Raw genomic sequence first — 26535 nt, 5'->3', positions numbered from 1 at the left:
TCAAGCTTCGCTTACAAGAATTCGTCCGCGCCACCAGAGAGCATTAGCTCTCCGTTATCCGCCATGCGACGAGCAATCGTCAGAACTTCTTTCTGAGCTGCTTCTACATCAGCAACGCGCACAGGTGGCATTGCTTCAATATCTTCGCGCATCATATCGGCAGCACGTTTAGACATGTTGTTGAAGATCTTCTCTTTAAGTCCTTCGTCAGCACCTTTAAGCGCACGTTGAAGTACATCCTGCGGTACGTCTCTAAGCAGCTTCTGAATACCTTGGTCGTCGACCTCGATAAGGTTCTCGAATACAAACATAAGGTCTTGAATTTGCGTCGCCATATCTTCGTCTTGGTCGCGAATTTGATCCATGAGTAGACCTTCGACATTGTTGTCTAGGTAGTTCATGATCTCCGCTGCTGCCTTCAGGCCGCCAATCTTGGCCGCTTGTGCACCCGCTTGACCAGCGAACTGCTTCTCCATGATTTCGTTAAGCTCTGCGAGCGCAGAAGGCTGAACCTCTTCTAGGTTGGCAATACGCATCATCAAATCAAGACGAACACGTTCTGGGAACTGCGACAAGATTTCTGCCGACTGATCGGCCTCGAGGTATGACAATACGATAGTTTGGATCTGAGGGTGCTCGTTGATGATGATGCTCGCTACTTGACGAGGGTCCATCCATTTCAATGAATCGAGACCTTTCGAGCCAGTACCCAACAGGATCTGGTCAACAAGGTTATTCGCCTTATCTTCACCAAGTGCAGCCACAAGCGCATTACGCATGAAATCTTCGCTGCCCATACCAATATTGGTGTACTTCTGAATATCTTCTAAGAAGGCACGGTGTACCGCTCCGACTTTGTCCTGGCTAAGGTCACTGGCCTTTGCCATCGCACTACCGACGCGTTGCACTTGCTTAGGCTCTAAATGACGAATAATACTCGCCGCATCCGATTCATTAAGACTTAACAACAAGATCGCCGCTTTGTCTTCGCCGCTAATTGTTGCAATGTCTACGCTAGTTTCCGCTAGTTGACCGCCGTTGGCCGCTACAATTTCATTCGCCATTAGTTTTCAGCCATCCAATTCTTCACAACTTGCGCCGCAAGTTCAGGTTCATTCGCAACAAGAGCTCGTACTGCTTTCAGCACATCTTCATCTTTATGTAGGTTCGGCAAATCAATACCAGAGCTAAATTCGAATAGCTCACTACCATCTATATCAGTACCAATTAGGCTGGTTTCGCCATCCGCACCCAACGGCAAGCCGTCTGGTCCGTATAGTTGCTCATCTTCATCCTGAGCGGCAGGATTAAGCAGTTTCTTCATCGCAGGGCGAATCAATACAAGTATGACTACGATGATAACGAGTGCACTTGCAAACCAACGAATCCAATCGTTAAAGTTTGGATGCTCCCAAATAGGCACATCTGGTAATAGCTCAGCGGCCGGCTCTTCGAACGTCATGCTAAGAACATTCAGAAGGTCACCGCGGTTTTCATTAAAGCCAACAGCACCGACTAATATCTGACGCAAAGCCGCGAGTTCACTCTCTGAGCGTGGCTCATAGGTCACTTCGCCCGTATCTGGATTCACTTTCGCGCGGTTTTTGATAGCCACGGCAACGGTTTGACGATTCACTACGCCCGTCTGCTTACGCTCATGACTAATGGTGGTATCAAGCTCAAAGTTGCGAGTCGCCTCTTTGTGCACTGACCCTTGTCCCATCACCGAGCCATCTTTCATCTGCGCTACATCTGTCGGGATAGAGGCATCCGCCGGAGGTTGGTTACTCAGCGCACCAGGAACGCCAGCAACTACGCTGCCGTTATTGTAATCCTCAAGTGTGTATTCACTTCGTGTCGCCGGGGTATTTGGGTCGAAGCGCTTGCGCGTTTGCTCAACAGCGCTAAAGTCCAACTCGATATCAACCTGAGCGGTATAGTTGCCAAGACCTAAGATTGGAATCAGTACCGAGTCAATTTTCTCGCGAAGTGCTTGCTCTTGGTTACGCTCTAACTCCTGCTCTTTGCGTCTCGCCATAGACGTCGCGTCTTGTGAGCCAGAGTTGAGCAGACGACCGTGTTGGTCGGTAACAGTAATGCGCGACGGTTTCATACCTGGAACAGCACTTGCCACCATATCGACCACGGAATCGATCTCTTGCTGTCTAAGCAGCGAGCCCGTCGCCAATGTTAAAAATACCGATGCGGATGCTTCTTGATTGTGGCGAACAAACACACTTTGCTTTGGCAGTGCTAATAAGATACGAGCAGAACGTACCTGCTTCATTTGTTCTATAGCTTTGGCAAGCTGTCTTTCACGGCTTAGCTTGAGACGTTCTTGCTCAAGGCGTTGAGACACGCCAAAGCCCATATCTTGCATTAAGATATCATCGCCCGCGTTCGACTGACGGTTCAGGCCCGCACGAACCATATCAAGCTTCAGATTGTTGTATTCACTAGCAGGAACGCTTAAAGCGTTACCTTCGAGCTTGTAGGCAACTTTTTTCTGGTCTAGGTAATCCAGAACGGGAATAAGCTCTTCGGTTTCATAAACGCCAAGCGGGCGCATTTCAGGTTCTTTCACCCAGAAGAACAGCATCACAATCAAAGCGACACAGATAGAGATCGACAGCACCAGTACAATCTGTCTTAGCAGATCGAGATCACCGACTGCCAGATCAAACTTAGAACTGCTTTTTTCATTGATGTCAGGGTTTTGACTGTCGGACGCTATGTCTGAGCTCGCTACCATTGCAGTATCGGTACCACTGTCCATTAGCGCGACATCCGTCGACTGATTTTCTTGAGCCACTTTATACTACCTAGATTACACGGGCATGTTCATGAGTTCTTTATAGGCTTCGACGAGCTTATTTCTCACTTGTATGGTTGCTTCAAACGCGACGCTTGATTTGTTACGAGCAATCATCACGTCAGATAACGACACATCGGCATCGCCACGGTCAAAACGCATCTGCAAATCGCCCGATGTTTTTTGTAGGCCATTTACGTTATTTACTGCTTGGGAAAGCATGTCTCCAAAATTCGCCCCTACTTGATGGGCATTGGCTGCAGGCTTAGTGTTTGACGCTTCAAACATCATCGCTTGCATTTCACTGTGTAATCCGTCAACTTTCATGCTTTACCATCCACTGCCAATAAATTGACAGTTTCCTTTCACAATTCTGATATTGGGCGTTAATTGATAATATTCAGCAAAAATTATGCCACGCCTACCCCGATACTGACTAGCATCGGGGCAAATTAATTTGTGACGATTAGCTAGGGATCTCAATTCCAGCATCGCGCATTTTGGCAAGCTTATAGCGCAGCGTTCTTGGGCTGATACCTAACTTCTCTGCCATTTCTTTTCGGCGACCCTCGCACTCTTTAAGCGTCTCCAAAATGATGGCAAACTCTTGGTCACGCAGCTCACCACCAAGACCTTCACTGGTTGCTACTGGACGAGCCAGTTCAGACACAGCTTCAGCAACAGGCGCAACCGTTGGTACTGCCACCGATTGTGGTTCTGCTACCGCCATTTGCAGGCTGGATGCGTCTTGCCAATCCACGCCTTCCAACAAAATATGTTCGGCTGAGACTCGGTTTTTCTCGCACAGGATCAGGGCTCGCTGAACCACGTTATCAAGTTCACGAACGTTACCTGGCCACGGATAGGATTGAAGTTTGGCTAGTGCTTGCTCAGTAAACTCCGGCATAGGCATACCCAATTTCTTACAGTGACGCTCAGTCAGGTGACGTGCTAGCGGCGCAATATCGCCGGTACGCTCACGAAGCGCTGGCCAAGCGATTGGAAACACATTGAGTCGGTAATACAAGTCTTCTCGGAAGTTACCCTCTTGCACATATTGCTTAAGGTCGCGGTTACTGGTCGCAAGTACACGAACATCCAATGAGATACTCTTACGGCTACCAAGACGCTCAACCTCACGTTCTTGCAATACACGCAGCAATTTTGCTTGAAGGTTTAGATCCATCTCGCTGATTTCATCCAGCAAAATGGTCCCGCCTTGAGCTTGTTCAAACTTACCAGGACATGCCTGAATCGCGCCGGTAAATGCGCCTTTCTCGTAGCCAAACAACGTCGCTTCGAGCATGTTATCTGGAATCGCCGCACAGTTAATGGCTACAAAAGGGCCGTCAGCACGCAGTGATTTGTTATGAATGTAGCGCGACATGACTTCTTTACCAGAGCCACTTGGACCAAGAACCATAACACTCGCATCGGTCTTAGCGACCTTCTCTGCAAGCGCAAGGAGCTGAATACTCTTCGGATCAGCAACAACCGCATCACCATTATCGTCCGACTTCACTGGCGCATAGCGACTTACCATATTGAGCAAGACTTCAGGCGCAAAAGGCTTCGCCATATAATCAATGGCGCCCTCTTTCATCGCCGCCACAGCGTCTTCAATATTGGCGTAAGCCGTCATTAGCAGAACAGGTAAGTTCGGCCAGTGCTGCTTGATGTTACGTAGCAGGGCTAGACCGCCCATGCCTGCCATCTGAACATCAGAGACCACAATATCTACGGGTTGAGTTTTCAGCTTCACCAGCGCGTCTTCTGCACAGTCCGCTTCGACCCACTCGTAACCTGCAAGCGCAAGAGTATCGACTAATGCTTCGCGTAGACCTTCATCATCCTCTACGATCAGTACTTTGCTCTGAGCCATCAGTTTAATCCTTCATCTGTTACTTCTTGATTCGATGTGGTTTCTGCTAGTGGCAGACACATGGTAAAGCATGCGCCATCATCGTCTTCTGATATTAATTCCAATCGTCCCTCGTGGGCACGACATACCATTTGCACTACCGCAAGACCAAGGCCCGTGCCTTGTGAACGTGTAGTGAAAAATGGCTCCATGATTTTTTGTTGTAACTCTTTTGGAACACCCGGTCCGCTGTCTTGAACCGAGATCTTGAGTTCATTATTTACGGGTCTAAAGAACACATCGACCTGTGAGCCCTTACCCGCAATTTGGACTGCATTGAGCACGAGGTTACTTAGCGCTGACGCCAACGCATTGGCGTTGCCAAGGAGCTGAGTTTCATCTTGCTCCACTTCTAAGCAGTAATCAATTTGATTGCTCTTCAGCGTGGTCTCTACCATAGGTTGATATTCTGCGACTAAATCAGCGATGGTAAACGGCTTAATCACCTTGTTATCACCGCCTTTGGCAAACAGCAGCATATCATTCACCTGCTTTTCTAGGTCATGCAGTCGATCGACAAGCTTGACTTGAAAACGCTCACGTGTCGCTTGCGGCAAATTTGGCGCTCCAAGGTTCGACGCGTAGAGCATTGCACTCGACAATGGCGTTCTCACTTGGTGTGCCAATGACGCCACCATACGTCCTAATGATGACAATCGTTGCAGGTCGCTGACGCGAGACTGGAGCAAACGTGTTTCGGTAAGGTCGGTAATTAGAATCAGCTGACCGGTTTTTGACGCTGAAATAGCAAGACGTACCTTACGCCCATTACGCAGCGATACCTCATGGCCGTCATCTTCTCTTGGGTCAAACACGACTTGGATAAGGTGGAACCATTTTTGACCAACAAGTGGGATCTCTAAGATTCGATGCGCTTCAGGGTTAGCTTCTCTTACAACGCCTTGGGAATCCAATAGGATAACGCCCGCAGGCATGGCTTCGATAACCTGTTGGTAGCGTTCAACTTGCGCCTCTAGAGAGTCAAGATGTGAGCTCGACTCTGGTTCAGGTTGCGATGTTTCATTGACCATCTGATTCATTTACGAGGCTTTCCTTTCTCTCATTACCGCTCGTAGAAATACGTAAGCCCAAAAAAGACTATAGCCCGACAATGCAAAAGGCATGCCGAGCTATACTTGTTTAAAATCAGACACTTGGTAGTGTCAATTTTTTGTCGTCAATTTTTTATCGTGACCAGAGTCAAATTTTAGTCGAAGGAGTAGTCTAGCGATTGATGCTGTACTTACGCATCTTTTCCACCAAAGTGGTTCGACGCATCCCAAGCATATCGGCTGCACGTGCTACAATACCGTCTTGAGCATCAAGCGCTTGGTTGATCATGTTCACCTCAAGATCCGCCAACATCTCTTTAAGGTTCACCCCTTCCGGTGGTAGTGACTGAGGAGAGAGTTGCTCGTCAAACTCTGGCTCATCGCTAAACGAGAAGTCATCAGAGAAGATGCTGTCTAGCGCATCACGCTCTTGCTCTTCAATGGTTTTGAACGCATTCATTTCGGGTTGGAACTCTGGAATATCACTGTAGCGGTATTTAACCGGTAGGTGATTCACATCCACCAAGCTATTTGGGTACAGGATAACCATACGCTCAACCAGGTTCGCGAGTTCACGCACATTCCCTGGCCAGTCATGCTCCATCAAAGAATTAATAGAACGTGGTGCGAAACAGATCGGTTGGCCACCCTCTGCTTCCATACGAGCCAAGAGTTCTTGCAATAGCAGAGGTATATCTTCTTTGCGCTCTCGAAGCGAAGGCATCTCGATAGGGAACACGTTCAGACGATAGAATAGGTCTTCACGGAACTGCCCTTGAGAGATCATCGACTCAAGGTTGCGGTGCGTCGCAGCGACAATACGAACATTAGCCTTAATGACGGCCGTACCACCCACGCGCTCAAATACTCGCTCTTGCAGCACGCGAAGCAGTTTCACCTGCATTGGCATTGGCATATCACCAATTTCATCCAAAAACAGAGTGCCGCCTTCTGCTAGTTCGAAACGACCTTTACGCGCCGTAATAGCGCCAGTAAATGCCCCTTTCTCGTGACCGAACAGTTCACTTTCTAGCAAATCTGGAGGGATCGCGCCGCAGTTAACCGGTACAAAAGGGCCTTTACGACGAGTTGAATGGTAGTGGATATTTCGCGCTACCACTTCTTTGCCCGTGCCCGACTCACCTAAGATCAGTACATTGGCCTCAGAGCCTGATACCTGCTCTATTAAATGTCGAACCTCTTGAATACCAGGACTTTGCCCAACTAGGCTGCGAAATAAAGTGTTTTTGCGTGCCGCAGAAGGCACTTGGACGCCTTTGCGGCCAAGGAACTCGCCACAGTGACGTAATGCATCGCTAAGCTGGCGGTAGTTTAGAGGGAATTCGAGTTCACCGACAAAGTTTGTCAGCGACTCTACCGCACCAGTAAACTCGCTTGTAACGAGTAAAGGGATATGATTTGACACAGAAAGCTGCGACAGCAACGCTTTGGAAAGCGTCGCGCTTTGCAATGCACCAACGATGCACCCAGACCAAGTCCGAGTCCAATCAATCTGATTGATGTCGTTTGATGAGATTGCGACGCAGTGCTCACCTACAAACTCAAGAATGGTTTGTAGGTTATTTCGCACCTGCGAGTCATCAGCGATAACAAGAAGTTTAGCTAAGTCTTGCATGTGTCAGGAATAATGCCTTGATAAGTCAACCATATGTGGCTTCTCTTTAGGTGATGAAGCTCACACAACAACTAGTCTTTATAAAATCACCATGTATTTTATAAAACAATTGGTTAGGTACAAAAAAAGCGCCATTGGCTAAGGATGGCGTCTATTCTATTGGCATTATTTTCATAAGGCAACTGACTCACAGTCACTTTAAGAGGTTTATTCCGCTTAAATACCTACTTCTTGAGCAGTTAGGTTGTGATAGTCAGTTGGAATTTGATCCCAAGCAGATTTTATCTCGCGGATAATTTCTATTACATCATCAATTGGTTGCGGATTGTTTTCATGGTTAGCCGCTGAAATTTGCGTGATCATGAACTCATAAAGTTGGTCTAGATTCTTCGCAATATCACCGCCATCGTCCATCGATAGGCAGCTACGCAGAGCGATAATGATGTCCAGCGCTTTACCGATACGCTCACCCTTCACTGGAATATTGCCTTGTTCCATCGCCGCTTTTGCTTGGATCAAACGCTCTATCGCTCCACCCATCAGCATTTGGATAACTTTGTGCGGCGAGGCAGCCGTCAATTGGCTGTCTACTGAAACTTTCTTATATGCTTGCAATGAACCACGCATCACTATCCTCTCAAATATAATTTTTGTACTGCTGTAAGGAACGTTTACCATGTCGGTATTTTCTTAACGACTGTCCCAGCTGTTCCGTTTTCGATTCCATAAGTACCGTGATATGGCGCGTCGACTCGACGACTTGTTTCCATTGGGCACTTTGCTGCAGGTTCGGATTCCTTTTGCAGACATCAATGATGGTTTTGACTATTTGTTCTCTTTTATCGACCAGTTGATGAATTTCTTCAGTCTCTGGGTCAATATTTTCTATCAATGATAATAAACGGTGATCCAAATCACTTAACTCATTGAAAATATGCATTTAAATGCCCTTCCCCAGCACGATTACGACAGTGCATTCATCATGCCTGCTAATTGAGCTTGCATCTTACCCGTGGCGTCTTGCATCGCCGCGAACTTGTCTTGAGTTCGCTTCTCAATACCTTGCATGCGCCGATCGAGCGCGACCTGGTCATCGTTAAGTCGATAGTTCTGTTCTGTGAGACTCTTTTCACGGGTACGAATTGAACCTGTCATGCCCGTCATACTGTGGATCGCATCTTCGACCTTTTTAGCAAAGCCGTTATTGCCACCAAAGAAGTCTTCTAGCTTATTGAAGTTGTTGTTGAGCTGCTTATCCAAAAGCTGATAATTGATTTCGAGATTACCCGCACGAGTGGTGGTGATACCGAACTCTGTCAGTGTCTTCAGATCCTCAGGTGCATTCTCAATGCTGGCCGAAAACACACTTTTTAAACGAGAGTCTGCGCTGCGAACGATGCTATCACCGGCAAGTGGCCCTGCCATTCCTGTAGCGGGATCAACTTTGGCTAGATCCTGTGACACTTGGAAAAATTGGTTATAGGCGGCAACAAACTGCTCGATGTCGGCACGCACACTTTCTCTATCGTACTCGACACCAATTTCTGCAGCGCGCTCGCCCGGTTTGGTGGTGCCTTTGAGCGTCAGATCGACACCTTCAATCGCGTCCTCAATCACATTGTTGTGACTGGAAAGCTCAGCGACTCCATCAAGTAACACGACAGAATCTTGGGCAGATTGAACTTCAGACATCCCCATATAAACCTGCATTGAGCGCTGCGCTTCAGCTAGTTCAGCTTGAATTGCTTCCACTTTCTCTAAACGCTCTCGCTCTTCTGGAGAGAGCTTTTCACGCTCAAGCTTTTTCGCTTCCTCTTCCGTCATATCACCATCGGCAACGGCTTTGGCGATGGCCGCTTTCTCAGCCGCGAGTTCTTCTTCTAGCTTGGCTTGGGCTTCTGCTGGCGTGACATAAGAATCCGTCAGCGTGCCTGATGCGGTGTTAGACCAACCCGGCACATCTTTTGATTTTTCGATGGCTTTCTCATCAAGCTCAGGCTTCGGCGCTTGGTAAGAATCCATAAGGGTTCCCGACGCGGTTTCCGTCCAGCCAGGAATTGTGTCTTCAGGGCGGCCAGACTTTGCCTCTTGAGTCTGTGCGGCGTTTTCTTCGCCTTCTATGACAGCCTCTTCTACCTTGGTTTGCTCAGCAGAATTTAATTCTTCATCCGTTTTTTCTGATTCGCCGACTTTCGCCGCTTCTTCTGGGCTAAGCTCACCGTCTACCGCGTCTTCGCGCGTTGGCATACCTAGCACGCTTAAGGCTTCAGCTTGAGCTTTTTCTAGATCGCGAACTCGCTGCTCAATCGTTTTATATTCAAATCGATAGAGATCGTTACCAACTTCTGCATCGACATTGATGCTGATGGCTTTTTCAGCGCCAGATTGGTTGGAGGCAACGATAAGTCTCGGTCCATTACGATCTTTAATAATGGAGGCTCGAACACCGGGGTTGTCGCTGGCACCGTTAATCGCTCTCACGACATCGGTGAGTTTGGAATTCTTGCGGAGGGAAAAGTCGAACTGCTCGTCGCCAAGAGAAATTTGCAGCTTACCTGGGCCAAATCGTGTGTCTTCTGGAATAACATCAGAAGCGATTTTATGGCTCTGTGCAAGCTGCAATACATCGACAGCATATTTGCCAGCGATCGCATCAGTCGTCGCTGTTGCTGTGACAACACTTTCTTCAGTGGTGTTCACACTGCGAAGTGCAAACGCCTTTTCCTGGCGAAAGTTTGCCATCAGATTTTTCATCGTATCGAGTGACTCTCTGAGTCGTCCATAGGCACTGATACTGGTATCAATTTTTGTGCGCTCGAAGTCGATACGTTGCTGCTTTGGAATACGCTCAGCATCGACTATCTTGCTCACCATGGAATTGATATCCATGCCAGATGACATCCCTATCGGACCCATTACTCACCAAACTACTGCAAATCTATACCAACCTGACCCAATCAGGTCAGACATTAAACCAGCATGTCTATGGTTAACGAGCCATGCTGCTCAATGCGCTTTAAAACTTCGAGTAGTTCTTCATCAGGAAACTGGCGAATGACGTCACCACTTTCTTTCGCATACACTGTGACAATATTGCGACCTGTATCTTCATCAACACGAAACGACAAACCCGTATTCATGTCACTTAAGAACTTATCCAGTCGCTCTACCATCTTTTCGCGCTCAGCATCATTCAGTTGCTGTCGTTCATTGGCGATGCGTTGAATCATCTCCGTCGCCTTCTTATTAGAAAGCTCCGGCGTCTCAGTTTTTTTGACCCCTTCAACCGACTGAGATTTCTCTTTTTTCTCTGTCGTTACCTGTTGAGAGGCGGCATTGTTAGTATTCTTTGAAGCAAGTTCTGTGCCATTCGATGAGGCAAAAGGCTGAATGTTCGATGCGTAGGATGAAATGTCCATTCTCGCTCTCCCTGTTCTAACCTTGTATTGTCCAACTCCAACTGAGGTACTTCTCGTTGAGCAATAACATTGAAATTGGGAGTTGGCGGTAAAGGGACGTTACCGCCAACCAACCTTGCCTAAGGTCTACGACGAAATTAGCCTAGTAGGCTAAGCGCCGCCGATGGAGACTGTTTCGCTTGAGCAAGAATCGAAGTACTTGCTTGTTGCAAGATCTGATTCTTAGTCATCTCAGTTGTCTCTTTAGCATAGTCTGTATCTTTGATACGGCTATTTGATGCATTAACGTTTTCGTTAATATTGCTTAGGTTGTTGATAGCGTGGTTGAAACGGTTTTGGAATGCACCCAGCTCTGCACGTTGAGAGTCAACGCTCTTCAATGCGCCATCAAGAATAGCAACCGCTTCTTGAGCACCCGCTACTGACGTTACATCTACGTCTTTAACAGTTACGTCTTTCGCGTCACCTAGGTCGAGTTCAGAAGCTAGAGCGCCACCAAACGTTACTTCGCCGTCTACTTTTTGAGTAGAAGCGAACAGCTGAATTTTGCCGTCTTCACCAACCGATGCTTTAACGTCATCGCTCTGACCGTTGATGTAAGTCGCTAGCTGTTCGATATCATCGCCTTGTTTAGCGTTGATAGTAAGATTAACGTCATCACCTTGCTTGTTGGTGTAGCTCATAGTGATTTCAGTATCAGTACCAACAGTCCAGTTAGCGTCTTTACCTGTGTTCGCTGCGTAGCTCTTACCACCCATGTCTGCTGTATCAGAACGTAGGTTACCCATAGTAAGCATTACTGCTTCACCAGAGTCAGCACCGATTTGGAAAGACTGAGTACCGTAAGTACCGTTTAGAAGACGGTTACCACCGAATGACGTTGTTTCTGCGATACGGTTAAGTTCGTCGTTAAGCGCCGTCACTTCTTCTTGAATCGCAACACGCTCGTCTCTTGAGTTAGAACCGTTTGCAGATTGTAGTGATAGGTCACGCATACGTTGCAGAATGTTAGTGGTCTCGTTCATTGCACCTTCAGCGGTTTGTGCAATAGAGATACCGTCGTTTGCGTTTTTCACCGCCATATCAAGACCGCGGCTTTGCGCGTTCAAGCGGTTAGAAATCTGTAGACCCGCAGCGTCATCTTTCGCGCTGTTGATTTTATAGCCCGAAGACAAACGCTCCATTGATTTTTGTGTACCTTCCGCAGCGTTGTTCAGGTAACGCTGGGCGGTCATTGCAGACACGTTAGTGTTTACATTAATTGCCATATTGATCTCCTTAGGCATTTAGGGGTAGATGGCCTCTGTGTCTCTCACCTCACGTTGGCACATCTGATTTCATTTCTCTCAATCCCTGTAACGGCGATTCATTTAGAAGCTTTAGAAAAAAAAGTGATTTTTTTTGGAGTAAATTCAATTGATTGAATAAATGTGAGCTTGATCTAAATAAATAGGCTGGATGAAGGTAAGAAATTCCTGATTGGAAAGGAGCAATCATTTAATGCAAAAAACCAGAGCCGAGGCTCTGGTTTTGTCGTTCTTGAACGCTTAAATTAGCGCGAGTGATTAGCCTAGTAGGCTTAGTGCCGCGTTTGGCGCTTGTTTCGCTTGTGCCAAGATTGAGCTTGATGCTTGCGATAGGATCTGGTTCTTCGTCATCGCTGTCGTCTCTTTCGCAAAGTCGGTATCTTTGATACGGCTCTTCGACGCATTCACGTTTTCGTTGATGTTATCCAAGTTGTTGATTGCGTGGTTGAAACGGTTTTGGAATGCACCCAGCTCCGCACGGTGGCTATCTACATACTTCAACGCTGAATCTAGAATCGCGACTGACTCTTGAGCGCCGCCTACTGTAGTTACATCGATAGTATCAACCGTAACTGCTTGCGCATCTTGCATACCAAGCTCACCCGCTAGGCTGCCACCAAAGCTCACGTCACCGTCTACTTTGTTGTTACCTGCAAATACCTGTAGCTGACCATCTTCGTTTACGGACGCTTTCACTAGGTCTGTTTGACCGTTGATGTATGTCGCTAGCTGCTCGATGTCATCGCCTGCTTTCGCATTGATGGTCAGTGCTTGGTCTTGACCAAAGCTGTCTTTTAGCGTGATGGTTAGCTCGTTTGCATCCGCCGCTACGCTCCAGTCTTTGTCTTTCGCGTTTGCTGCTTGGTAGCTTGAACCACCCATCATTTCGTTGTCTGAACGCATGTCGCGTAGGCTTAGCATTACAGCTTCACCATTGTCAGCACCAATTTGGAATGACTGAGTGCCGTACGTGCCGTTTAGAAGACGGTTACCACCAAATGATGTGGTTTCTGCAATACGGTTTAGCTCGTTGTTCAGTGCCGTCACTTCTTCTTGAATCGCTACACGCTCTGCTTTTGAGTTTGAGCCGTTTGAGGATTGAAGCGATAGGTCACGCATACGTTGTAGGATGTTCGTTGTCTCGTTCATCGCACCTTCTGCTGTTTGTGCGATTGAGATACCGTCGTTGGCGTTACGTACTGCGACGTCTAGACCACGGCTTTGTACGTTCAAACGGTTAGAGATTTGAAGACCCGCTGCGTCGTCTTTTGCGCTGTTAATTTTGTGACCAGAAGACAAACGCTCCATTGACGTTTGTTGAGCCTGGTTTGCGTTGTTTAGGTAACGCTGCGCAGTCATCGCTGATACGTTTGTGTTTACATTCACTGCCATGTTGTTTCTCCAATTGATTTTCCGGTGTAGCGGTTTCCGACGTCTCGGAAAACCAAGTAGTTCTCTCAAAGTTAATCTTTTAACGACACGGCAAATAAAACCTTTAGGAAAAAACTAGAAAAAATTCGATAAAACATCCGTTTGGTTAGGAATTGAGCAAACGACAACAAAATAACAAAAAAGCGCTAAAGATCCGTTTAGCAGTGCCGAAACAATCAGATTTTCGTTTGTATTTGCCGTTGAAAAGCGAGCAGCTGAAGGTAAAAGTTGGGGGCTAAAAAAGAAAAAGCCCCTATTCCTTTGAGAGAACTGGGGCTGGATGGAAGCCATGGCCTGTGTGGAGATCAAGAGAAATGAACACAATCTGGCTATCCGACATACCTAATGGCCGTATCAGGGCAGGTTGAGAGAGAGAGCCCCAACACTTTCACTAAGTATGCTTGCCAAGCAGTTGGGTAGATACGCCACGTCTGGCTAGGTACCCTCTGCTTTGTCTGGATGTCCTTACTATTGTAGTAGAGACATCGCAGAGTTCGGCAACTGTTTCGCTTGAGCAAGAATCGAGGTACCCGCTTGCTGCAGGATCTGGTTCTTGGTCATTGCGGTTGTTTCCTTGGCGAAATCGGTATCCTTAATACGGCTGTTCGACGCATCAACGTTTTCTTGGACGTTCGCTAGGTTATTAATACTATGGCTCAAACGGTTTTGTTTGGCACCCAAATCAGCGCGCTGTGAGTCCACATACTTAAGCGCAGAGTCGATAACCGAGATGGCATTCTGAGAGCCCGCAACGGTGGTCATATCGATGTCTTGAACCGTCGTCAGCGTGCCTTCACTCGATAAACCAAGCTCTGATGCTAGGTTTCCAGAGATGGTCATGTCACCTTCAAGCGCAGGCTCTGCTACAAAAATCTGTAACTCACCGTTATCACCAACGGATGCGCTCACAAGGTCTGACTGACCGTTAATGTAAGTCGCTAGCTGCTCAATATCGTCGCCCGCTTTTGCAAACAGGTCGATAGACACTTCTTCACCCGCTTTGGTGGTAAACTCGAACTTAAGGTTGTTGGCATCCGGGGCTACTGACCAGTTCGCGTCTTTAGCGTTCTCCGCCGTAAAGGTAGTACCACCCATACGGAAGTCGTCAGCACGAACACTCGTCAAACCCATAATCATCGCTTCACCTGAGTTTGCGCCAATTTGGAATGACGCATCGCCAAATGATCCATTCAACAGACGGCGACCACCAAATGATGTCGTCTCTGCAATACGGTTAAGCTCCGCTTGCAGTGCCATTGATTCTTCGTTGATTGCTTGGCGCTCTGACGGGGAGTTTGTGCCGTTCGATGACTGAATCGCAAGGTCACGCATGCGCTGTAGAATGTTGGTCGACTCGTTCATCGCACCTTCAGCGGTTTGGGCAATCGAAATACCGTCGTTTGCGTTTCTCATCGCAACATCAAGACCACGAGACTGCGCCGTAAGACGGTTGGAGATTTGCAAACCCGCCGCGTCATCTTTTGCGCTGTTGATCTTGTGACCCGAAGACAAACGTTCCATCGACGTATTAAGGTCGTTCGAGGACTTGTTGAGATAACGCTGTGCGGTCATCGCCGAAACGTTAGTACTTACTGTAATTGCCATGTTGCTCTCCTAAATGAGTTCGCAAGCGTTTCAAGTTGGATTGCGATTAAACCACCAGTCTTTGGCTAAAACCGGCCGTCTACATCCACCTGATACCCCGTATCAGATGGAGTATCTAATCATTTTCACGTAACCAAGCTTTGCTAAAACGGCAAAGTCTTGGTTGTTCAAATCTTATTAATACAAATCACGTGCCAAGTTTTAAAGTTAATCGTAAATTATATTTATAATGTTTTATTTCAATAACTTAACTAAATAACATTTGATCAGCAAATGAATTAAGTACTATCTATTGATACAAGTGGCAAGGCTATAGTCTACTAGCTTGCCGCTTCGTCGTTTCAGCTTTACCGCTGTCGTTTCAACACTACCGCTTTCGTTATCTGCACCTAAGGCTGAGCTCATAGGGCAACCGATAACCAGAGAGGTGATCAATCTTATAGATAGTTAAACAGTGTTAAGTCCTTGGTTTTACCAAAGGCAAGCTGTGACGCCTGCAAAGCTCTTGAGTTCTCTTCAAATTCGATAACCGCTTTTGAATAATCAAGATCTTCAAAATTACTTTTTGAGCGAGCCAGCGAGATCTTAAAGTCTTCATGCTGCTGCTCTTGAATATCTAGGGTGTTTAGCCTCGCACCTACGTCCGTTCTGGACTTTGTTAGATGCAGAAACGCAGCGTTAAACTCTTCTGTCACCTGGTGAAGCTGCGCATTAGAGCTCGCATCCGATACGTCGTAGTCCATCCAATAGATAGCATCTCTAAAGCTATCAAATACGCTAAAGGTTTGGCGAGGCTCTAGCTCTATCGCATCACCAGGCGTAATTTGACCTTTAATGCGAATGTTCAAGCCTTCGTATTCGACCCCCGTTTTAGGGTCGAAGTCGCCAGCTTTGACCACTGAGCCATTCTGCTCAAGCTGGTAACCAAAACGATCGTTACCCATATCGACAAACGTCACTTTATAGCGATTGTTGTCATTCGAGTTGGTGTTCGTCGCTTTATCGAGCAGCAGCTCAGAAGCGTTTTGTAGCTGGTATTTCGCCGCATAGTCACCAAACGGATTGTCGACTTCCATGAACAACTTACTGCCAGGATCACTTGTCGGGATTTCCATACTGTTTGAGATGCGCATCTTGCGTTGATAATCATCACCTGCGTACGACATTTTGCCGTTGCTATCGACAAAGAACGGCTGTGTCTTTGGCTTAGTACCCGCAAAGGTATAATTGCCTGACTCGTCTTGATTGTTGGCCAGCGCTAAAAAGTTGGCAGCAAGCTCTTCAATTTGACGCGCTTTCGCTTCTCTATCTTGTGGTGATAACGCGCCGTTGATTGACTCCATCGTCAAACGCTTGGCGTGATCGGTGAACTGCTCTGTCTCACGTAGCATCACCTCTTGATGCTCTAGACGGTTACGAGACAAAACAATAGAATCTGTGTGCTGCTTAAGCTGCTCGGTTTGCTGACCGACTTTCTGCAGATAGTGAATCGCCAGCGGATCGTCTGCCGGCTTTTGCAACTGTTTGCCAGACGCTAGCTGCGCCTGGTTGTGGTGAATCTTGTTCTCTTGCCTGCGCAAATCATTTTGAACTGTCTGATAGCTGTGAAAGCTAGAAATACGATTCATCATGTTCCATCACCTCCTATCGCAGTGCCAAAATGGTATCGAAGGTTTCATTCGCGGCTTGCATCACTCGCGAAGAGGCCATGTAAGCTTGCTGAAACTTCATCATGTTTGCCGCTTCTTCATCCAGGTTGACCCCAGATATCGATGCAATACGGCTTTTTGCTGATTCATGCTCTAGATTTGCCACTTCTTGTAAGCGTGTCGCCGTCGAGGCTTTAAGACCAACGTCTGTGTTCAGGTTGTGGTAAACATCGATTAGCGTCGATTCACCACCATTCATGGTCTTATTGGTTTGAATGTTCAGCATTTTACGCAGGTTGCCGTTGTCACCTTCAGCAGGGTTTAGGTTCGCGGTGAACTTGTCGCCTGGCAGTGCGCCGTCGGTAAGTTCAAACGTCGTCCCCAAAACAGTGACAGGTTCTGTTGGCGGATAAAGCTGCGGCGTTAATAGCACGTTGCCTTTGGTATCGGTAACAGCAAACTCTTTGCCTGTCGGCGATACATGAACCTCGAACTCACGAAGTTGCCCTGCGCCAGTAATCGTAAACTTCGCGCTACCTTGTGCATGAGTCGTTGAAGCCTCGAAGCTGTGAGCGGCAATGGTTTTCGGATCTGTGGTTGCCATTTGCAACGTAGCAGCGCCATTTCGGGTTGGGCGAAGCAATAGCTTCTCACCAGACTCTGGTGCATTTTTGATGTTAACCACCATGCCATCTAGATAGAAAGCACTCGCGCCCGCATTAAGCTCAACGATTTGATTCTCACCATTAGGTTTAGTCACCACATAGTTAGCACCATCGTATTTAAGCGCGTATTCGCCGCCTTGTAGCTCACTGGTGTCAGCGATATATACCGCTACATCCGATTTCGAATTCGGAGACGCCACCACTCGCGACTTGGCTATTACCTCGGTATTTACGTCCACAAAGATGTCCGCACCGACTTGACCATTAAGGTCTAGACCCTGCCCCTGCAGCTTGTTCACTTCAAAGGCAAAGGCGGTAGATAAACGCCCAAGTTCATCCATGATGTATGGAATTTCTTTGTCGCGTAGGTCGAGCATGCCTTCAATTTTGCCGCCAATATCATCGGATTTAATGGCTTTTATTCCTTTGCCCTCGACCATTGCCAAGCGTCGTTGGTGAACGTCGGGCACGCCGTCGATCATCTTCAACTGGCTGGCTTCAGTACCAGAAACTAGGGTATGACCATTACCGATATGAACGTTAAAACCTTCAGCATTTGCACGAGGAGTCACGGTCACTTTGGTGTATTCTGATAACTCTTTGACTAACAGCTCATGCTTATCCATGAGATCGTTATGAGGCCCTGGCGTTCGCATCATCAAACGGTGAATATCTCGAATTTCAACCGCAAGCTGGTTAACACGCTCAATGCCCATGTCGAGCTTTTTGTTCGCTGTGTCCGCTTGTTGGCGAACAGACTCGTGAAAGTTGTTCATGGTTTGGCGAATCAGATCTGCTTTCTCAAGCACCACTTTACGAGCACCCACATCATTTGGGGTGTCGGCGAGTGTCTTAACAGAATCGAACCAGTCGTTGAGGTTTTCTGGGATTTTCTTGGATGCCACAGAAGACAACATACCCGAGAGCAAATCTAGGTTTGCCAGATTCTCGTTGCGATAGTTCATCTGTGTGGTTGCCATGTTTAGCTCTTTAACGGCAAACTGATCCCACGAGCGGCGAACATTTTCCACATGCACGCCCATACCGTAGGTTTGCCCCCCAAACTGCCTAGGGTCGTTGGTACCCTGGATGACAGATTGACGGCTGTAACCCTCTGTATTTGCATTAGAAATGTTATGACCAGTCGTAGTTAACTGTCTCTGAGCTGTGAGCACACTTTGTGTACCTACATTCAGAAGATCTGACGCCATATCGCCCCCAAAAACCTCAAAATCGGGCAAAAATCAGTATGATTTGCCCGTGCTTATTTTAGTAAATGCAAAGTACATGCCACATGATGTAAGTAATTATAAATACGCGGTTTTTAAGAAGAAAAGCGACAGAATCTAGCGCTGTTAGATGGATTAGGTGACGTTAAAAACAAACTCGCTCGACATAGGAGCCGAGCGAGAAGAAGTATAAATAGAACGGAAGCTACATCGACATGTCATCAATCTGCTTCTTCACTCTTAATACCTTATCAGCGTAACTTGGGTCTGTTGCATAGCCCGCCTTGTGAATGTCACGAATAAACGACTCAGAGCCTTGGTTACGAGTCAGTGCGGTTTGGTATCTCGGGTTTTCATTCAAGAACTTCACATAGTCATTGAAGCTGTCTTCATAGCTACGATAAGAGCGGAATGCTGCGCGCTCTTGAACAGGTACGTTTTGATGATACTCAAGGGTTTGCGTTGCCACTTTATCGCCATGCCAACTGCGATCAGCCTTGATATTAAATAGGTTGTTACTACTACCCTGGCTATTGTTGACCACTTTCTGCCCCCACCCTGTTTCGAGAGCGACTTGCGCCAATAGCAAAGAAGAATCAACGCCAAGGGAGCGCGCTGCGCGATCCGCATAAGGTTTAAGCGAAGACACAAAGTTCTCTGGTGTATCAAAATCCACTGCCTTGGCTTTCGTTCTTGGTCCATCAAGTCCCAGTGCTGCAGCCGTTTGGCGTGCTTTCGCTTCATCGTATGGCTGGCGCTCCGGCAAATCGAAGGCTTGACTGCGAACTCTTAGCTCAGTGTTTGCCGCTGCCTGCGCTTCAGGAGCACGAGCGCTACCAAGCTGCGCTACGATCATGTCAGCAAGACCAAGCGAACCTGAGGAGCTCAGTTCGCTCGCCATCTGGTCATCGAGCATTTGACGATAGAATTGACCGTTGCCGGTATTGGTTAAGTCCGACTCAAAATGCGTATTGGCATCACGCATGGATTTCAGCATCATCGAGGTAAAAATCGATTCAAACTGACGAGCCGCCGCATTCAATGCCGCTTCGTCGTCACCCTCTTTACCGCTAACCGCTTTCTGACGAAGTGAGTCAAGGCTAGCGATATCGTGAATGAAACCAATGTCGTTCGGGTTTTTCATCATGTTGCTGGCACCTTAGATAACGATCAGCTGACCTTCGATGGCACCAGCATGCTTGAGTGCCTGAAGTATGGCCATAAGGTCAGAAGGTGCCGCACCCACTTCGTTGACTGCTCGAACCAAATCATCGAGTGTCAGACCTGGCTGGAAGTTAAACATCTTGCCTGAGCCTTCAGATACTTGAATGTCAGAGTTAGGAACCACCACCGTATCACCTTCACTAAAGGCATTCGGTTGGCTCACACGCAAGTTTTCTTTGATTGCGACTGTCATGCCACCGTGCGTAACAGCAGCGGGCTTCAGCTTCACGTGTTTGCCGACAACAATGGTACCGGTGCGCGAGTTAACAATGATTTTTGCGCCGCTATCCGCGGTATCAAACTCAACGTTTTCAACTGCAGAAAGGAAAGCAACACGTTGGCTTAAGTCACGAGGCGCACGCACGCGAACCGAGGTCGCATCCAATGCATTCGCCATTTGTGGACCTAGGAAGTCGTTGATGGCATTCGCCATGTTTTGTGCAGTGGTAAAATCAGACTCTAGCAGGTTAAACGTGATGTAGTCTCCGCGAGAGAACGGACTTGGTACTTCACGCTCTACTGTCGCGCCACTAGAAATCATGCCCACAACCGGGTTATTGCCCACGATCTTAGAGCCATCTAGACCTTCGGCACTGAAGCCACTGACCACTAGGTTACCTTGAGCAACGGCATACACCTCACCATCAAGACCTTGTAAGAAGGTTTGCATCAGTGTGCCGCCACGGAGGCTTTTTGCCGCACCGATGGAAGACACGGTAACATCAATTTTTTGACCCGGTTTAGAGAAGGCAGGCAGGTCAGCCGTCACGATAACTGCCGCAACGTTTTTAAATTTTGGCTTGAAGCCAATTGGCATTTGAATACCAAACTTCTCCAGCATTGAGCGGAAGCTCTGCTCAGTAAATGGCGTCTTCTCACCTGTACCAGGTAGACCTGTTACCAAGCCATAGCCCACCAATTGGTTGCTACGAACACCGGCAACCTCTGACACATCCTTGATGCGTGCCGCTTGCACACTTGCCGCGGCAAAACACAAACCTAACAGTAAAAACGTAAACTTTTTCATGATGTTACCTTAAAAACAAACAAACCCTCTTAGGAGAGGGTTTGCCGCTTACGATTCGATTAATCCTATCCTATAGGGATACATTAAAAAATCGTGCCAAGAATCCAGGTTCTTGCATATCTTGTTGGTTTCCAGTGCCAGAATATTGAATTCGCGCGTTAGAGATACGGTTTGAGGCAATCGTGTTATCAAACTCAATATCATCTGGGCGGATAGTACCACTCAAGCGAATATACTCATCACCCGTGTTGAGCGTTAGCCACTTCTCACCACGGATCACTAGGTTACCATTTGCCAATACTTCAATGACCTCGACGGTAATCGAGCCAGAAAGGCTGTTGCTCTGGTTCGCAGATGCATTCCCTTTAAAGCTGTTGTCATTTTTTAGCTCATACGAAAAGTCATAGTTATTAACCGTGACTGGTCGTCCGCCAACAAACAATGGGTCCATGGATGAATCGTTAGCTTTAGACAAATCTGCATCGGCACTTTTTGCCGCTTTAGTCGCTTCATTCAATTCAACGGTAATAATGTCACCGAGGCCGCGCGGTTTAGAATCGTCGTACCAATCACGAGCATAGTGGGTGTTAAACAACGAACCCGTTGCCGCTGCGTAATGCTCAGGCTTGTTTTTTGGGTGAATTGGTGCCCATGCAGGGTCGTCCGCAATTGGGTCCGTGCGACCACGCAACGTATCAACAATACCCGAAGATTGGTTTAGATCCCCCTCAACCGCATCAACGGCTGTGGTGCTATCTGCCACTTCATTTACTGATTCTTCTTGCCCAAACTGTGCACAGCCAGATAAAACAGCCAACAATGAAACGCAAAGTAGTTTTCTCATCTGTCATCTCTCCCGTTATAGCTGCTGGTTCGCGAAGCTCATCATCTTGTCGACAGATGAGATCACTTTCGAGTTCATTTCATACACACGCTGTGCTTCAATCATGTTGACCAACTCTTCTGTCACGTTAACGTTGGAGCTTTCAAGCGTCGACTGACGAATCTGACCAAAGCCATCCAATCCAGGTACACCCTCGTTTGGATCGCCGCTCGCACCTGTTGGTAGATAGAGGTTTTGACCAATTGGCTCTAGACCACCTGGGTTAATAAAATCAACCGTCGTAATGTTACCCACTACCTGGTTATCTTGCTGACCACGAACACGTACTGAGACTTCACCGTCGGTACCTATGGTGATTGAAATTGCATCTTCTGGGATGGCAATCTCTGGCTCTAACGCATAGCCCGCACCAGACGTCACGATGATGCCTTCATCGTTAAGGGTAAACTGACCATTGCGGCTATAACCGATGTTGCCATCTGGCATTAGCACTTGGAAGAAACCATCGCCTTCAATCATCATATCTAGGCTGTTGGTGGTGGTTTGAGCGTTGCCCGGTGTGTGGATTTTTTGTGTAGCCACCACCTTTGAACCTGCACCTAGCATCAAGCCACTCGGAAGCTCCGTGTTCTGAGATGACTGACCACCAGGCTGGTTAATGTTCTGATAAAACAGATCTTCAAAGACAGCGCGGCTCTTTTTGTAGCCGACCGTCGATGCGTTCGCCAAGTTGTTTGAGATTGTTGAAATATTGGTTTGCTGAGCGTCTAAGCCAGTCTTACTTACCCAAAGTGCCGGATGCATATTCTTCCCCTATGTCCTTATTAACCCATGCGAAGCAGTGAATTAGACGCTTTGTCCATGTCTTCTGCTGTGCTCATGAGTTTCACCTGCATCTCAAACTGACGCTGCAGATCAATTAAACTTGTCATTTCACCAACGGCATTCACGTTACTTCCTTCGACAGCACCTGTCATAAGCTGAACGTTCGCGGAAGCCTCAAAACCCAGCTCAGGGTCTTTGCTGCGAAATAAACCGTTGGTGTCTTTGAATAGTGAGCGGTTGTCGGTGTTCGTAAGCTTGATACGATCGACGATTTCCATTTCATCCGCTGGAGCATCTTGAGGAATGACCGACACAGTACCATCGCGGCCAATTTCAATTTTTCTCAATGGAATAGGCACAGTGATCGGCGTGCCTTGCTCACCTAAGACTAGGTGACCGTTGCTGTTCGACAGCAGACCGTTTTGGTCAACGCGTAGTGCACCGTTTCGAGTTAGACCTTCTTTACCCGTTTTATCCAGTACAGAGATCCAGCCTTGCCCCTCGATAGTGACATCTAAATCACGACCAGTCGTCACGACACTGCCTTGCTCAAAGTTGTGCCCAGGACGCTCTGTCATGCTGAAAACACGACTTGGCATACCTTCCCCATACGCTTGCATTGAGCGCGCTTGGGCAAGGTCGGCACGAAAGCCTGGTGTGCTTGCGTTAGCAAGGTTGTTAGCTCTTAACTGCAAAGCGTGCATATTTTGCTTTGCACCGCTCATCGCGAGATACAGGGCACGATCCATTGATAGCTCCAATATTCAAAGTACGAGAGCTATAAAGCAATCTCTGTGCCAAATAATTTATTCTTTATTTATCAGTAGCATATGAGTTAAATGGACTATTTCTAGCGATCATGGCAAACGTGGCAGGTGCGGCAATGGCAATGAAAAACGGCAAGGAGGCAAGGTAAGCGGCAAGGTCGAATGAAAAAAGAAACAACCCGTGCGGTAGATTCACATCTAGCACACGGGATAGAGTCGTCTTGATGACAGCGCTAAGGTTAGCGGATCTGTAGGATGTTTTGTTGCAGTTGGTTATGAACGTCCAGCGCTCGAGAGTTCGCTTGGAAGTTACGCTGCGCCGAAATAAGGTCCACCAGCTCTTGAGTCATGTCGATGTTCGACTGCTCCAGAGTACCGTTGTTGATGGTACCAAACGAACCTTTGTTCGATTCACCCCAGATTTTCGCACCTGAAGCTGTGGTTGAATCCCACTGAGTACCACCTTTCTTATCTAGACCCTGCTCGTTCGCAACACGAACCATAGCAACGCGACCTAGAGTGACGTTTTCACCGTTTGAGTAAGTACCAAGTACGTTACCTTGCTCATCGAAGTCAACTTTGGTCAAGAAGCCTGTTGTTGCACCGTCTTCTTGGAACTTAGTTAGCTCAAATGGAGCAGCGAACTGAGTCGCGCTGTCTAGAGAGAAAGAAAGCGTCTGTGCTGGATCAGCACCGTTCATTTCAACGCCGTTTTCACCCAGTGGTGTCGTCACAATCGGCTGACCACTGTTCAAGCTAGCTAGAGTACCGTCATTGTTAAAACGCATAGTATGACCAACGTGGCCCGTCGGGCTCGTTGCGTCACCACCCGCGATATTCACCGGACGCTCACCGCCACCATCAGTCACCGTATAGTAACTCTGCCACGTGTTTGGCTGAGTTTGATCTTTGACATAGTAAGTCGTCATCTTGTAAGACTGACCCATTGAGTCATACATAGTCGAAGAAGTCGAACGGTTGTACGTTTCTGGATCGGTGTGATCAAACAGCGCAGGGTCTTTTAGGTCACCATTCGCTGGAAGGTTCACACCAATCTCGATGTTTGCAGTTTGCTTTGGCTTACCAAACTCTGGCGGGATGTTGATAGGCTTAGGTTCATAAGAAACCACTTCATTGGTATCTTTGTTCACCTCGTAACCAAGCAAGAACTCATCGTTAGACGTTACCATGTAGCTGTCTTTGTTTAGGTGGAAAGCACCGTTACGAGTCAGCTCATTTTGCTGTGGAATTAGGCGATCTTTAGATACAGCAAAGAAGCCTGTACCACTGATGCGCAAGTCCATTGGGTTATTGGTTGAGATGCTCGAGCCTTCGTGGAATTGCTGAGCAATTTTGCTCGCTTGAGCACCGCCACCCGGAGTGGTCTTTGCATTCGTAAACAATGAGGTAGAGTACACATCGCCAAACTCGGCACGAGACTCTTTAAAGCCATACGTGTTGGCGTTGGCAATGTTGTTACTGGTGGTGTTCAGATCTAGCTGTGCCGCAGATAGACCGCTTAAAGATACATATGACATTCCTAATCTCCTAATCTAACCAGCGGTTATGCTTTGCCGACTTCCAGTACTTCTGCGAGTCGAACTGGATTCTCAAAACCAGCTAGATTGAGCAGTACATTTCCATCGCCTTTGCCAAGAAGAACGCTGTTGACGTTAGCGTACGTCGACACTTCAAACTCTCGGCTTTCCCCTTCTAGTAAGCCAGATGCTTTCACATTGTATTTACCAGCAGGCATTGGATTACCTTGATCATCTTTACCGTCCCATTCAACGCGAGCGTCGCCACCTGGCTGAGCTCCCACATCAAAGGTACGGACTAATTGACCCATTTCATTTTCTACACGAACAAACAGGTTATCCATGGACTGTGGTAATTTCACCATCGCCGCCATGCCCGCATCCGCTTGCTTAATACCAGCAGCGCCTGGTACCAACACATCGCGACCTACTAACGAGGACGCTTGAAGCGCTTGGTTAGACGTCATAGATGAATTCAGGTTTTCAAACTGAGTATTCATCTTGCCGATACCATCAACTGTGGCAAACGACGCCATTTGAGCGATCATTTGGTCATTGCTGACAGGCTTGAACGGGTCCTGCTGAGACAACTGTTTAGTAAGAAGTGATAGGAAATCTTCTTGCTTAAGATCCTGCTTACCTGTGGTCTCTGCCGTTTTGTTCTGTTCTTGCAGATTTTTTAGTTGGTCAAGGTAGGATAAACTGCCTTGACCAACATTGTTGATTCCAGCCATTTGCTATCTCCTATCTCTATTGACCCATGCGCAAAGTGCTTAACAGCATCTGCTTGCTCGAGTCCGCTACCTGAACATTTGTCTGGTAAGAACGCGACGCTGAGATCATGTTTGCCATCTCTTCCATCACGTTAACGTTCGGCTTATAGATAAAACCTTCGTCGTTCGCGAGTGGATGATCTGGGTTGTACTCTGCGTTTAGGGGCTTGTCGCTCTCTACAATGCCCATCACTTTGACTGGCACAGTATGATCACGGTTGTATTTCGCTTTGCTAAGCTCAGCACCAAATACGGCATGGCGCGCCTTATAGGTGTCTTTGGCTGAGCTACTAATACTGTCGGCATTAGCGAGGTTACTTGAGGTCGTATTAAGACGAACCGATTCTGCACTCATGGCGCTGCCTGTTACATTGAAGACATTAAATAAGCTCATCTAGATTACTCCCCTTTGATCGCTTTGGTCATATTTTTGAATTTGCTACCTAAGAAATCGACAGATGCCTGATGTCTTAGTTGGTTTTGCATGAACAAGTTACGTTCTAGATCCACATCGACGGTATTGCCGTCTCCTGTATCTGGCTGAGTTGGAGTGCGGTAAAGCACCTCGCCAGAAACATTCGTAGAGGCAGAAATATGCCGTCCATCTGTGCGGCTAAGACCAATACTTGCCCCTGAGGTTGCCGCTCTTAACGCACGATCGAAGTCCATACCCTTAGCCTTATATCCAGGCGTATTTGCCTGTGCGATATTGGTAGAGATGACTTCAGCATTCTTCTCGCGTACCCCAACGGTATGCTGATGAATGCCTAGTGCATTGTTAAAAGAAATGGCCATTGAAACCTCATCGTTC

The 26535-nt window shown here is 47.5% G+C and carries 24 protein-coding genes; all 24 read right to left on the bottom strand.

Annotation, left to right across the window (positions count from 1 at the left end; translation table 11 throughout):
* Nucleotides 1–11: 11 nt before the first annotated feature.
* The 24 genes from fliG to flgB all read right to left on the bottom strand — a co-directional run bounded on the left by fliG (nucleotide 12) and on the right by flgB (nucleotide 26519).
* Nucleotides 12–1064: a flagellar motor switch protein FliG gene (gene fliG / locus J4N45_RS11920; RefSeq protein WP_042478459.1), complete on the bottom strand. Its 1053-nt coding sequence runs from the start codon at nucleotides 1062–1064 to the stop codon at nucleotides 12–14.
* The gene (gene fliF / locus J4N45_RS11915; protein WP_503056893.1) at nucleotides 1064–2776 is read right to left on the bottom strand and encodes a flagellar basal-body MS-ring/collar protein FliF; all 1713 of its coding nucleotides are present in this window, start codon (nucleotides 2774–2776) and stop codon (nucleotides 1064–1066) included. Before fliF ends, fliG begins: the two co-directional genes overlap by 1 nt.
* A gap of 51 nt (nucleotides 2777–2827) precedes the next feature.
* A complete protein-coding gene (fliE, locus tag J4N45_RS11910; RefSeq protein WP_042478457.1) occupies nucleotides 2828–3139 on the bottom strand; it encodes a flagellar hook-basal body complex protein FliE in 312 nt (103 codons plus the stop codon).
* A gap of 139 nt (nucleotides 3140–3278) precedes the next feature.
* Nucleotides 3279–4694, bottom strand: coding sequence for a sigma-54-dependent transcriptional regulator (locus J4N45_RS11905; RefSeq protein ID WP_234495424.1), 1416 nt, complete (start codon nucleotides 4692–4694; stop codon nucleotides 3279–3281).
* Nucleotides 4694–5764 carry a sensor histidine kinase gene (locus tag J4N45_RS11900; RefSeq protein WP_252014688.1) on the bottom strand — a complete coding sequence of 357 codons (1071 nt, stop codon included), beginning with the start codon at nucleotides 5762–5764 and terminating at the stop codon, nucleotides 4694–4696. Before J4N45_RS11900 ends, J4N45_RS11905 begins: the two co-directional genes overlap by 1 nt.
* 193 nt (nucleotides 5765–5957) lie before the next feature.
* Nucleotides 5958–7421, bottom strand: a complete 1464-nt coding sequence (locus J4N45_RS11895) for a sigma-54 dependent transcriptional regulator (protein ID WP_252011573.1) — start codon at nucleotides 7419–7421, stop codon at nucleotides 5958–5960.
* A gap of 216 nt (nucleotides 7422–7637) precedes the next feature.
* Nucleotides 7638–8048: a flagellar export chaperone FliS gene (gene fliS / locus J4N45_RS11890; protein ID WP_042478453.1), complete on the bottom strand. Its 411-nt coding sequence runs from the start codon at nucleotides 8046–8048 to the stop codon at nucleotides 7638–7640.
* Nucleotides 8049–8058: 10 nt separating this feature from the next.
* Nucleotides 8059–8361 carry a flagellar protein FliT gene (locus J4N45_RS11885; protein ID WP_042478451.1) on the bottom strand — a complete coding sequence of 101 codons (303 nt, stop codon included), beginning with the start codon at nucleotides 8359–8361 and terminating at the stop codon, nucleotides 8059–8061.
* Between the two features lie 23 nt (nucleotides 8362–8384).
* Complete coding sequence (fliD, locus tag J4N45_RS11880) at nucleotides 8385–10337, bottom strand: flagellar filament capping protein FliD (protein WP_252011572.1); 1953 nt, start codon at nucleotides 10335–10337, stop codon at nucleotides 8385–8387.
* Nucleotides 10338–10390: 53 nt separating this feature from the next.
* Entirely contained in the window at nucleotides 10391–10840 is a 450-nt protein-coding gene (locus J4N45_RS11875) for a flagellar protein FlaG (protein ID WP_252011571.1), read from the bottom strand.
* A 137-nt stretch (nucleotides 10841–10977) separates the two neighbouring features.
* A complete protein-coding gene (locus J4N45_RS11870; RefSeq protein ID WP_252011570.1) occupies nucleotides 10978–12108 on the bottom strand; it encodes a flagellin in 1131 nt (376 codons plus the stop codon).
* Nucleotides 12109–12405: 297 nt separating this feature from the next.
* Complete coding sequence (locus J4N45_RS11865) at nucleotides 12406–13539, bottom strand: flagellin (RefSeq protein ID WP_252011569.1); 1134 nt, start codon at nucleotides 13537–13539, stop codon at nucleotides 12406–12408.
* 507 nt (nucleotides 13540–14046) lie between these two features.
* A complete protein-coding gene (locus J4N45_RS11860; protein ID WP_042477729.1) occupies nucleotides 14047–15183 on the bottom strand; it encodes a flagellin in 1137 nt (378 codons plus the stop codon).
* A gap of 437 nt (nucleotides 15184–15620) precedes the next feature.
* Nucleotides 15621–16814: a flagellar hook-associated protein FlgL gene (gene flgL, locus J4N45_RS11855; RefSeq protein WP_128650685.1), complete on the bottom strand. Its 1194-nt coding sequence runs from the start codon at nucleotides 16812–16814 to the stop codon at nucleotides 15621–15623.
* Nucleotides 16815–16827: 13 nt separating this feature from the next.
* Complete coding sequence (gene flgK / locus J4N45_RS11850) at nucleotides 16828–18708, bottom strand: flagellar hook-associated protein FlgK (protein ID WP_252011568.1); 1881 nt, start codon at nucleotides 18706–18708, stop codon at nucleotides 16828–16830.
* Between the two features lie 223 nt (nucleotides 18709–18931).
* Nucleotides 18932–19873, bottom strand: coding sequence for a flagellar assembly peptidoglycan hydrolase FlgJ (gene flgJ / locus J4N45_RS11845; RefSeq protein WP_252011567.1), 942 nt, complete (start codon nucleotides 19871–19873; stop codon nucleotides 18932–18934).
* Nucleotides 19874–19885: 12 nt separating this feature from the next.
* A complete protein-coding gene (locus J4N45_RS11840; RefSeq protein WP_234495420.1) occupies nucleotides 19886–20977 on the bottom strand; it encodes a flagellar basal body P-ring protein FlgI in 1092 nt (363 codons plus the stop codon).
* A gap of 70 nt (nucleotides 20978–21047) precedes the next feature.
* Nucleotides 21048–21821, bottom strand: a complete 774-nt coding sequence (gene flgH / locus J4N45_RS11835) for a flagellar basal body L-ring protein FlgH (protein ID WP_252011566.1) — start codon at nucleotides 21819–21821, stop codon at nucleotides 21048–21050.
* Nucleotides 21822–21836: 15 nt separating this feature from the next.
* On the bottom strand, nucleotides 21837–22625 hold the full coding sequence (gene flgG, locus J4N45_RS11830) for a flagellar basal-body rod protein FlgG (RefSeq protein ID WP_128650731.1): 789 nt from the start codon (nucleotides 22623–22625) through the stop codon (nucleotides 21837–21839).
* Between the two features lie 20 nt (nucleotides 22626–22645).
* Nucleotides 22646–23395, bottom strand: coding sequence for a flagellar basal-body rod protein FlgF (gene flgF / locus J4N45_RS11825; RefSeq protein WP_128650732.1), 750 nt, complete (start codon nucleotides 23393–23395; stop codon nucleotides 22646–22648).
* 257 nt (nucleotides 23396–23652) lie between these two features.
* Nucleotides 23653–24951, bottom strand: a complete 1299-nt coding sequence (gene flgE / locus J4N45_RS11820) for a flagellar hook protein FlgE (RefSeq protein WP_252011565.1) — start codon at nucleotides 24949–24951, stop codon at nucleotides 23653–23655.
* A gap of 26 nt (nucleotides 24952–24977) precedes the next feature.
* Nucleotides 24978–25685, bottom strand: a complete 708-nt coding sequence (gene flgD, locus J4N45_RS11815; RefSeq protein WP_252011564.1) for a flagellar hook assembly protein FlgD — start codon at nucleotides 25683–25685, stop codon at nucleotides 24978–24980.
* A 16-nt stretch (nucleotides 25686–25701) separates the two neighbouring features.
* Complete coding sequence (flgC, locus tag J4N45_RS11810) at nucleotides 25702–26118, bottom strand: flagellar basal body rod protein FlgC (RefSeq protein WP_042477714.1); 417 nt, start codon at nucleotides 26116–26118, stop codon at nucleotides 25702–25704.
* Between the two features lie 5 nt (nucleotides 26119–26123).
* Nucleotides 26124–26519, bottom strand: coding sequence for a flagellar basal body rod protein FlgB (flgB, locus tag J4N45_RS11805; protein WP_042477711.1), 396 nt, complete (start codon nucleotides 26517–26519; stop codon nucleotides 26124–26126).
* Nucleotides 26520–26535 lie beyond the last annotated feature (16 nt).

Source organism: Vibrio sp. SCSIO 43140 (genome assembly GCF_023716585.1).
Classification (GTDB): Bacteria; Pseudomonadota; Gammaproteobacteria; order Enterobacterales; family Vibrionaceae; genus Vibrio; species Vibrio maritimus_B.
This window is presented reverse-complemented; position numbering and strand designations above follow the sequence as displayed.

Coding starts and splice junctions, on each gene's coding strand:
- fliG (WP_042478459.1), bottom strand. CDS start 1,064: ATGGCGAATGAAATTGTAGCGGCCAACGGCGGTCAACTAGCGGAAACT.
- fliF (WP_503056893.1), bottom strand. CDS start 2,776: ATGGACAGTGGTACCGATACTGCAATGGTAGCGAGCTCAGACATAGCG.
- fliE (WP_042478457.1), bottom strand. CDS start 3,139: ATGAAAGTTGACGGATTACACAGTGAAATGCAAGCGATGATGTTTGAA.
- J4N45_RS11905 (WP_234495424.1), bottom strand. CDS start 4,694: ATGGCTCAGAGCAAAGTACTGATCGTAGAGGATGATGAAGGTCTACGC.
- J4N45_RS11900 (WP_252014688.1), bottom strand. CDS start 5,764: ATGGTCAATGAAACATCGCAACCTGAACCAGAGTCGAGCTCACATCTT.
- J4N45_RS11895 (WP_252011573.1), bottom strand. CDS start 7,421: ATGCAAGACTTAGCTAAACTTCTTGTTATCGCTGATGACTCGCAGGTG.
- fliS (WP_042478453.1), bottom strand. CDS start 8,048: ATGCGTGGTTCATTGCAAGCATATAAGAAAGTTTCAGTAGACAGCCAA.
- J4N45_RS11885 (WP_042478451.1), bottom strand. CDS start 8,361: ATGCATATTTTCAATGAGTTAAGTGATTTGGATCACCGTTTATTATCA.
- fliD (WP_252011572.1), bottom strand. CDS start 10,337: ATGGGTCCGATAGGGATGTCATCTGGCATGGATATCAATTCCATGGTG.
- J4N45_RS11875 (WP_252011571.1), bottom strand. CDS start 10,840: ATGGACATTTCATCCTACGCATCGAACATTCAGCCTTTTGCCTCATCG.
- J4N45_RS11870 (WP_252011570.1), bottom strand. CDS start 12,108: ATGGCAATTAATGTAAACACTAACGTGTCTGCAATGACCGCCCAGCGT.
- J4N45_RS11865 (WP_252011569.1), bottom strand. CDS start 13,539: ATGGCAGTGAATGTAAACACAAACGTATCAGCGATGACTGCGCAGCGT.
- J4N45_RS11860 (WP_042477729.1), bottom strand. CDS start 15,183: ATGGCAATTACAGTAAGTACTAACGTTTCGGCGATGACCGCACAGCGT.
- flgL (WP_128650685.1), bottom strand. CDS start 16,814: ATGATGAATCGTATTTCTAGCTTTCACAGCTATCAGACAGTTCAAAAT.
- flgK (WP_252011568.1), bottom strand. CDS start 18,708: ATGGCGTCAGATCTTCTGAATGTAGGTACACAAAGTGTGCTCACAGCT.
- flgJ (WP_252011567.1), bottom strand. CDS start 19,873: ATGATGAAAAACCCGAACGACATTGGTTTCATTCACGATATCGCTAGC.
- J4N45_RS11840 (WP_234495420.1), bottom strand. CDS start 20,977: ATGAAAAAGTTTACGTTTTTACTGTTAGGTTTGTGTTTTGCCGCGGCA.
- flgH (WP_252011566.1), bottom strand. CDS start 21,821: ATGAGAAAACTACTTTGCGTTTCATTGTTGGCTGTTTTATCTGGCTGT.
- flgG (WP_128650731.1), bottom strand. CDS start 22,625: ATGCATCCGGCACTTTGGGTAAGTAAGACTGGCTTAGACGCTCAGCAA.
- flgF (WP_128650732.1), bottom strand. CDS start 23,395: ATGGATCGTGCCCTGTATCTCGCGATGAGCGGTGCAAAGCAAAATATG.
- flgE (WP_252011565.1), bottom strand. CDS start 24,951: ATGTCATATGTATCTTTAAGCGGTCTATCTGCGGCACAGCTAGATCTG.
- flgD (WP_252011564.1), bottom strand. CDS start 25,685: ATGGCTGGAATCAACAATGTTGGTCAAGGCAGTTTATCCTACCTTGAC.
- flgC (WP_042477714.1), bottom strand. CDS start 26,118: ATGAGCTTATTTAATGTCTTCAATGTAACAGGCAGCGCCATGAGTGCA.
- flgB (WP_042477711.1), bottom strand. CDS start 26,519: ATGGCCATTTCTTTTAACAATGCACTAGGCATTCATCAGCATACCGTT.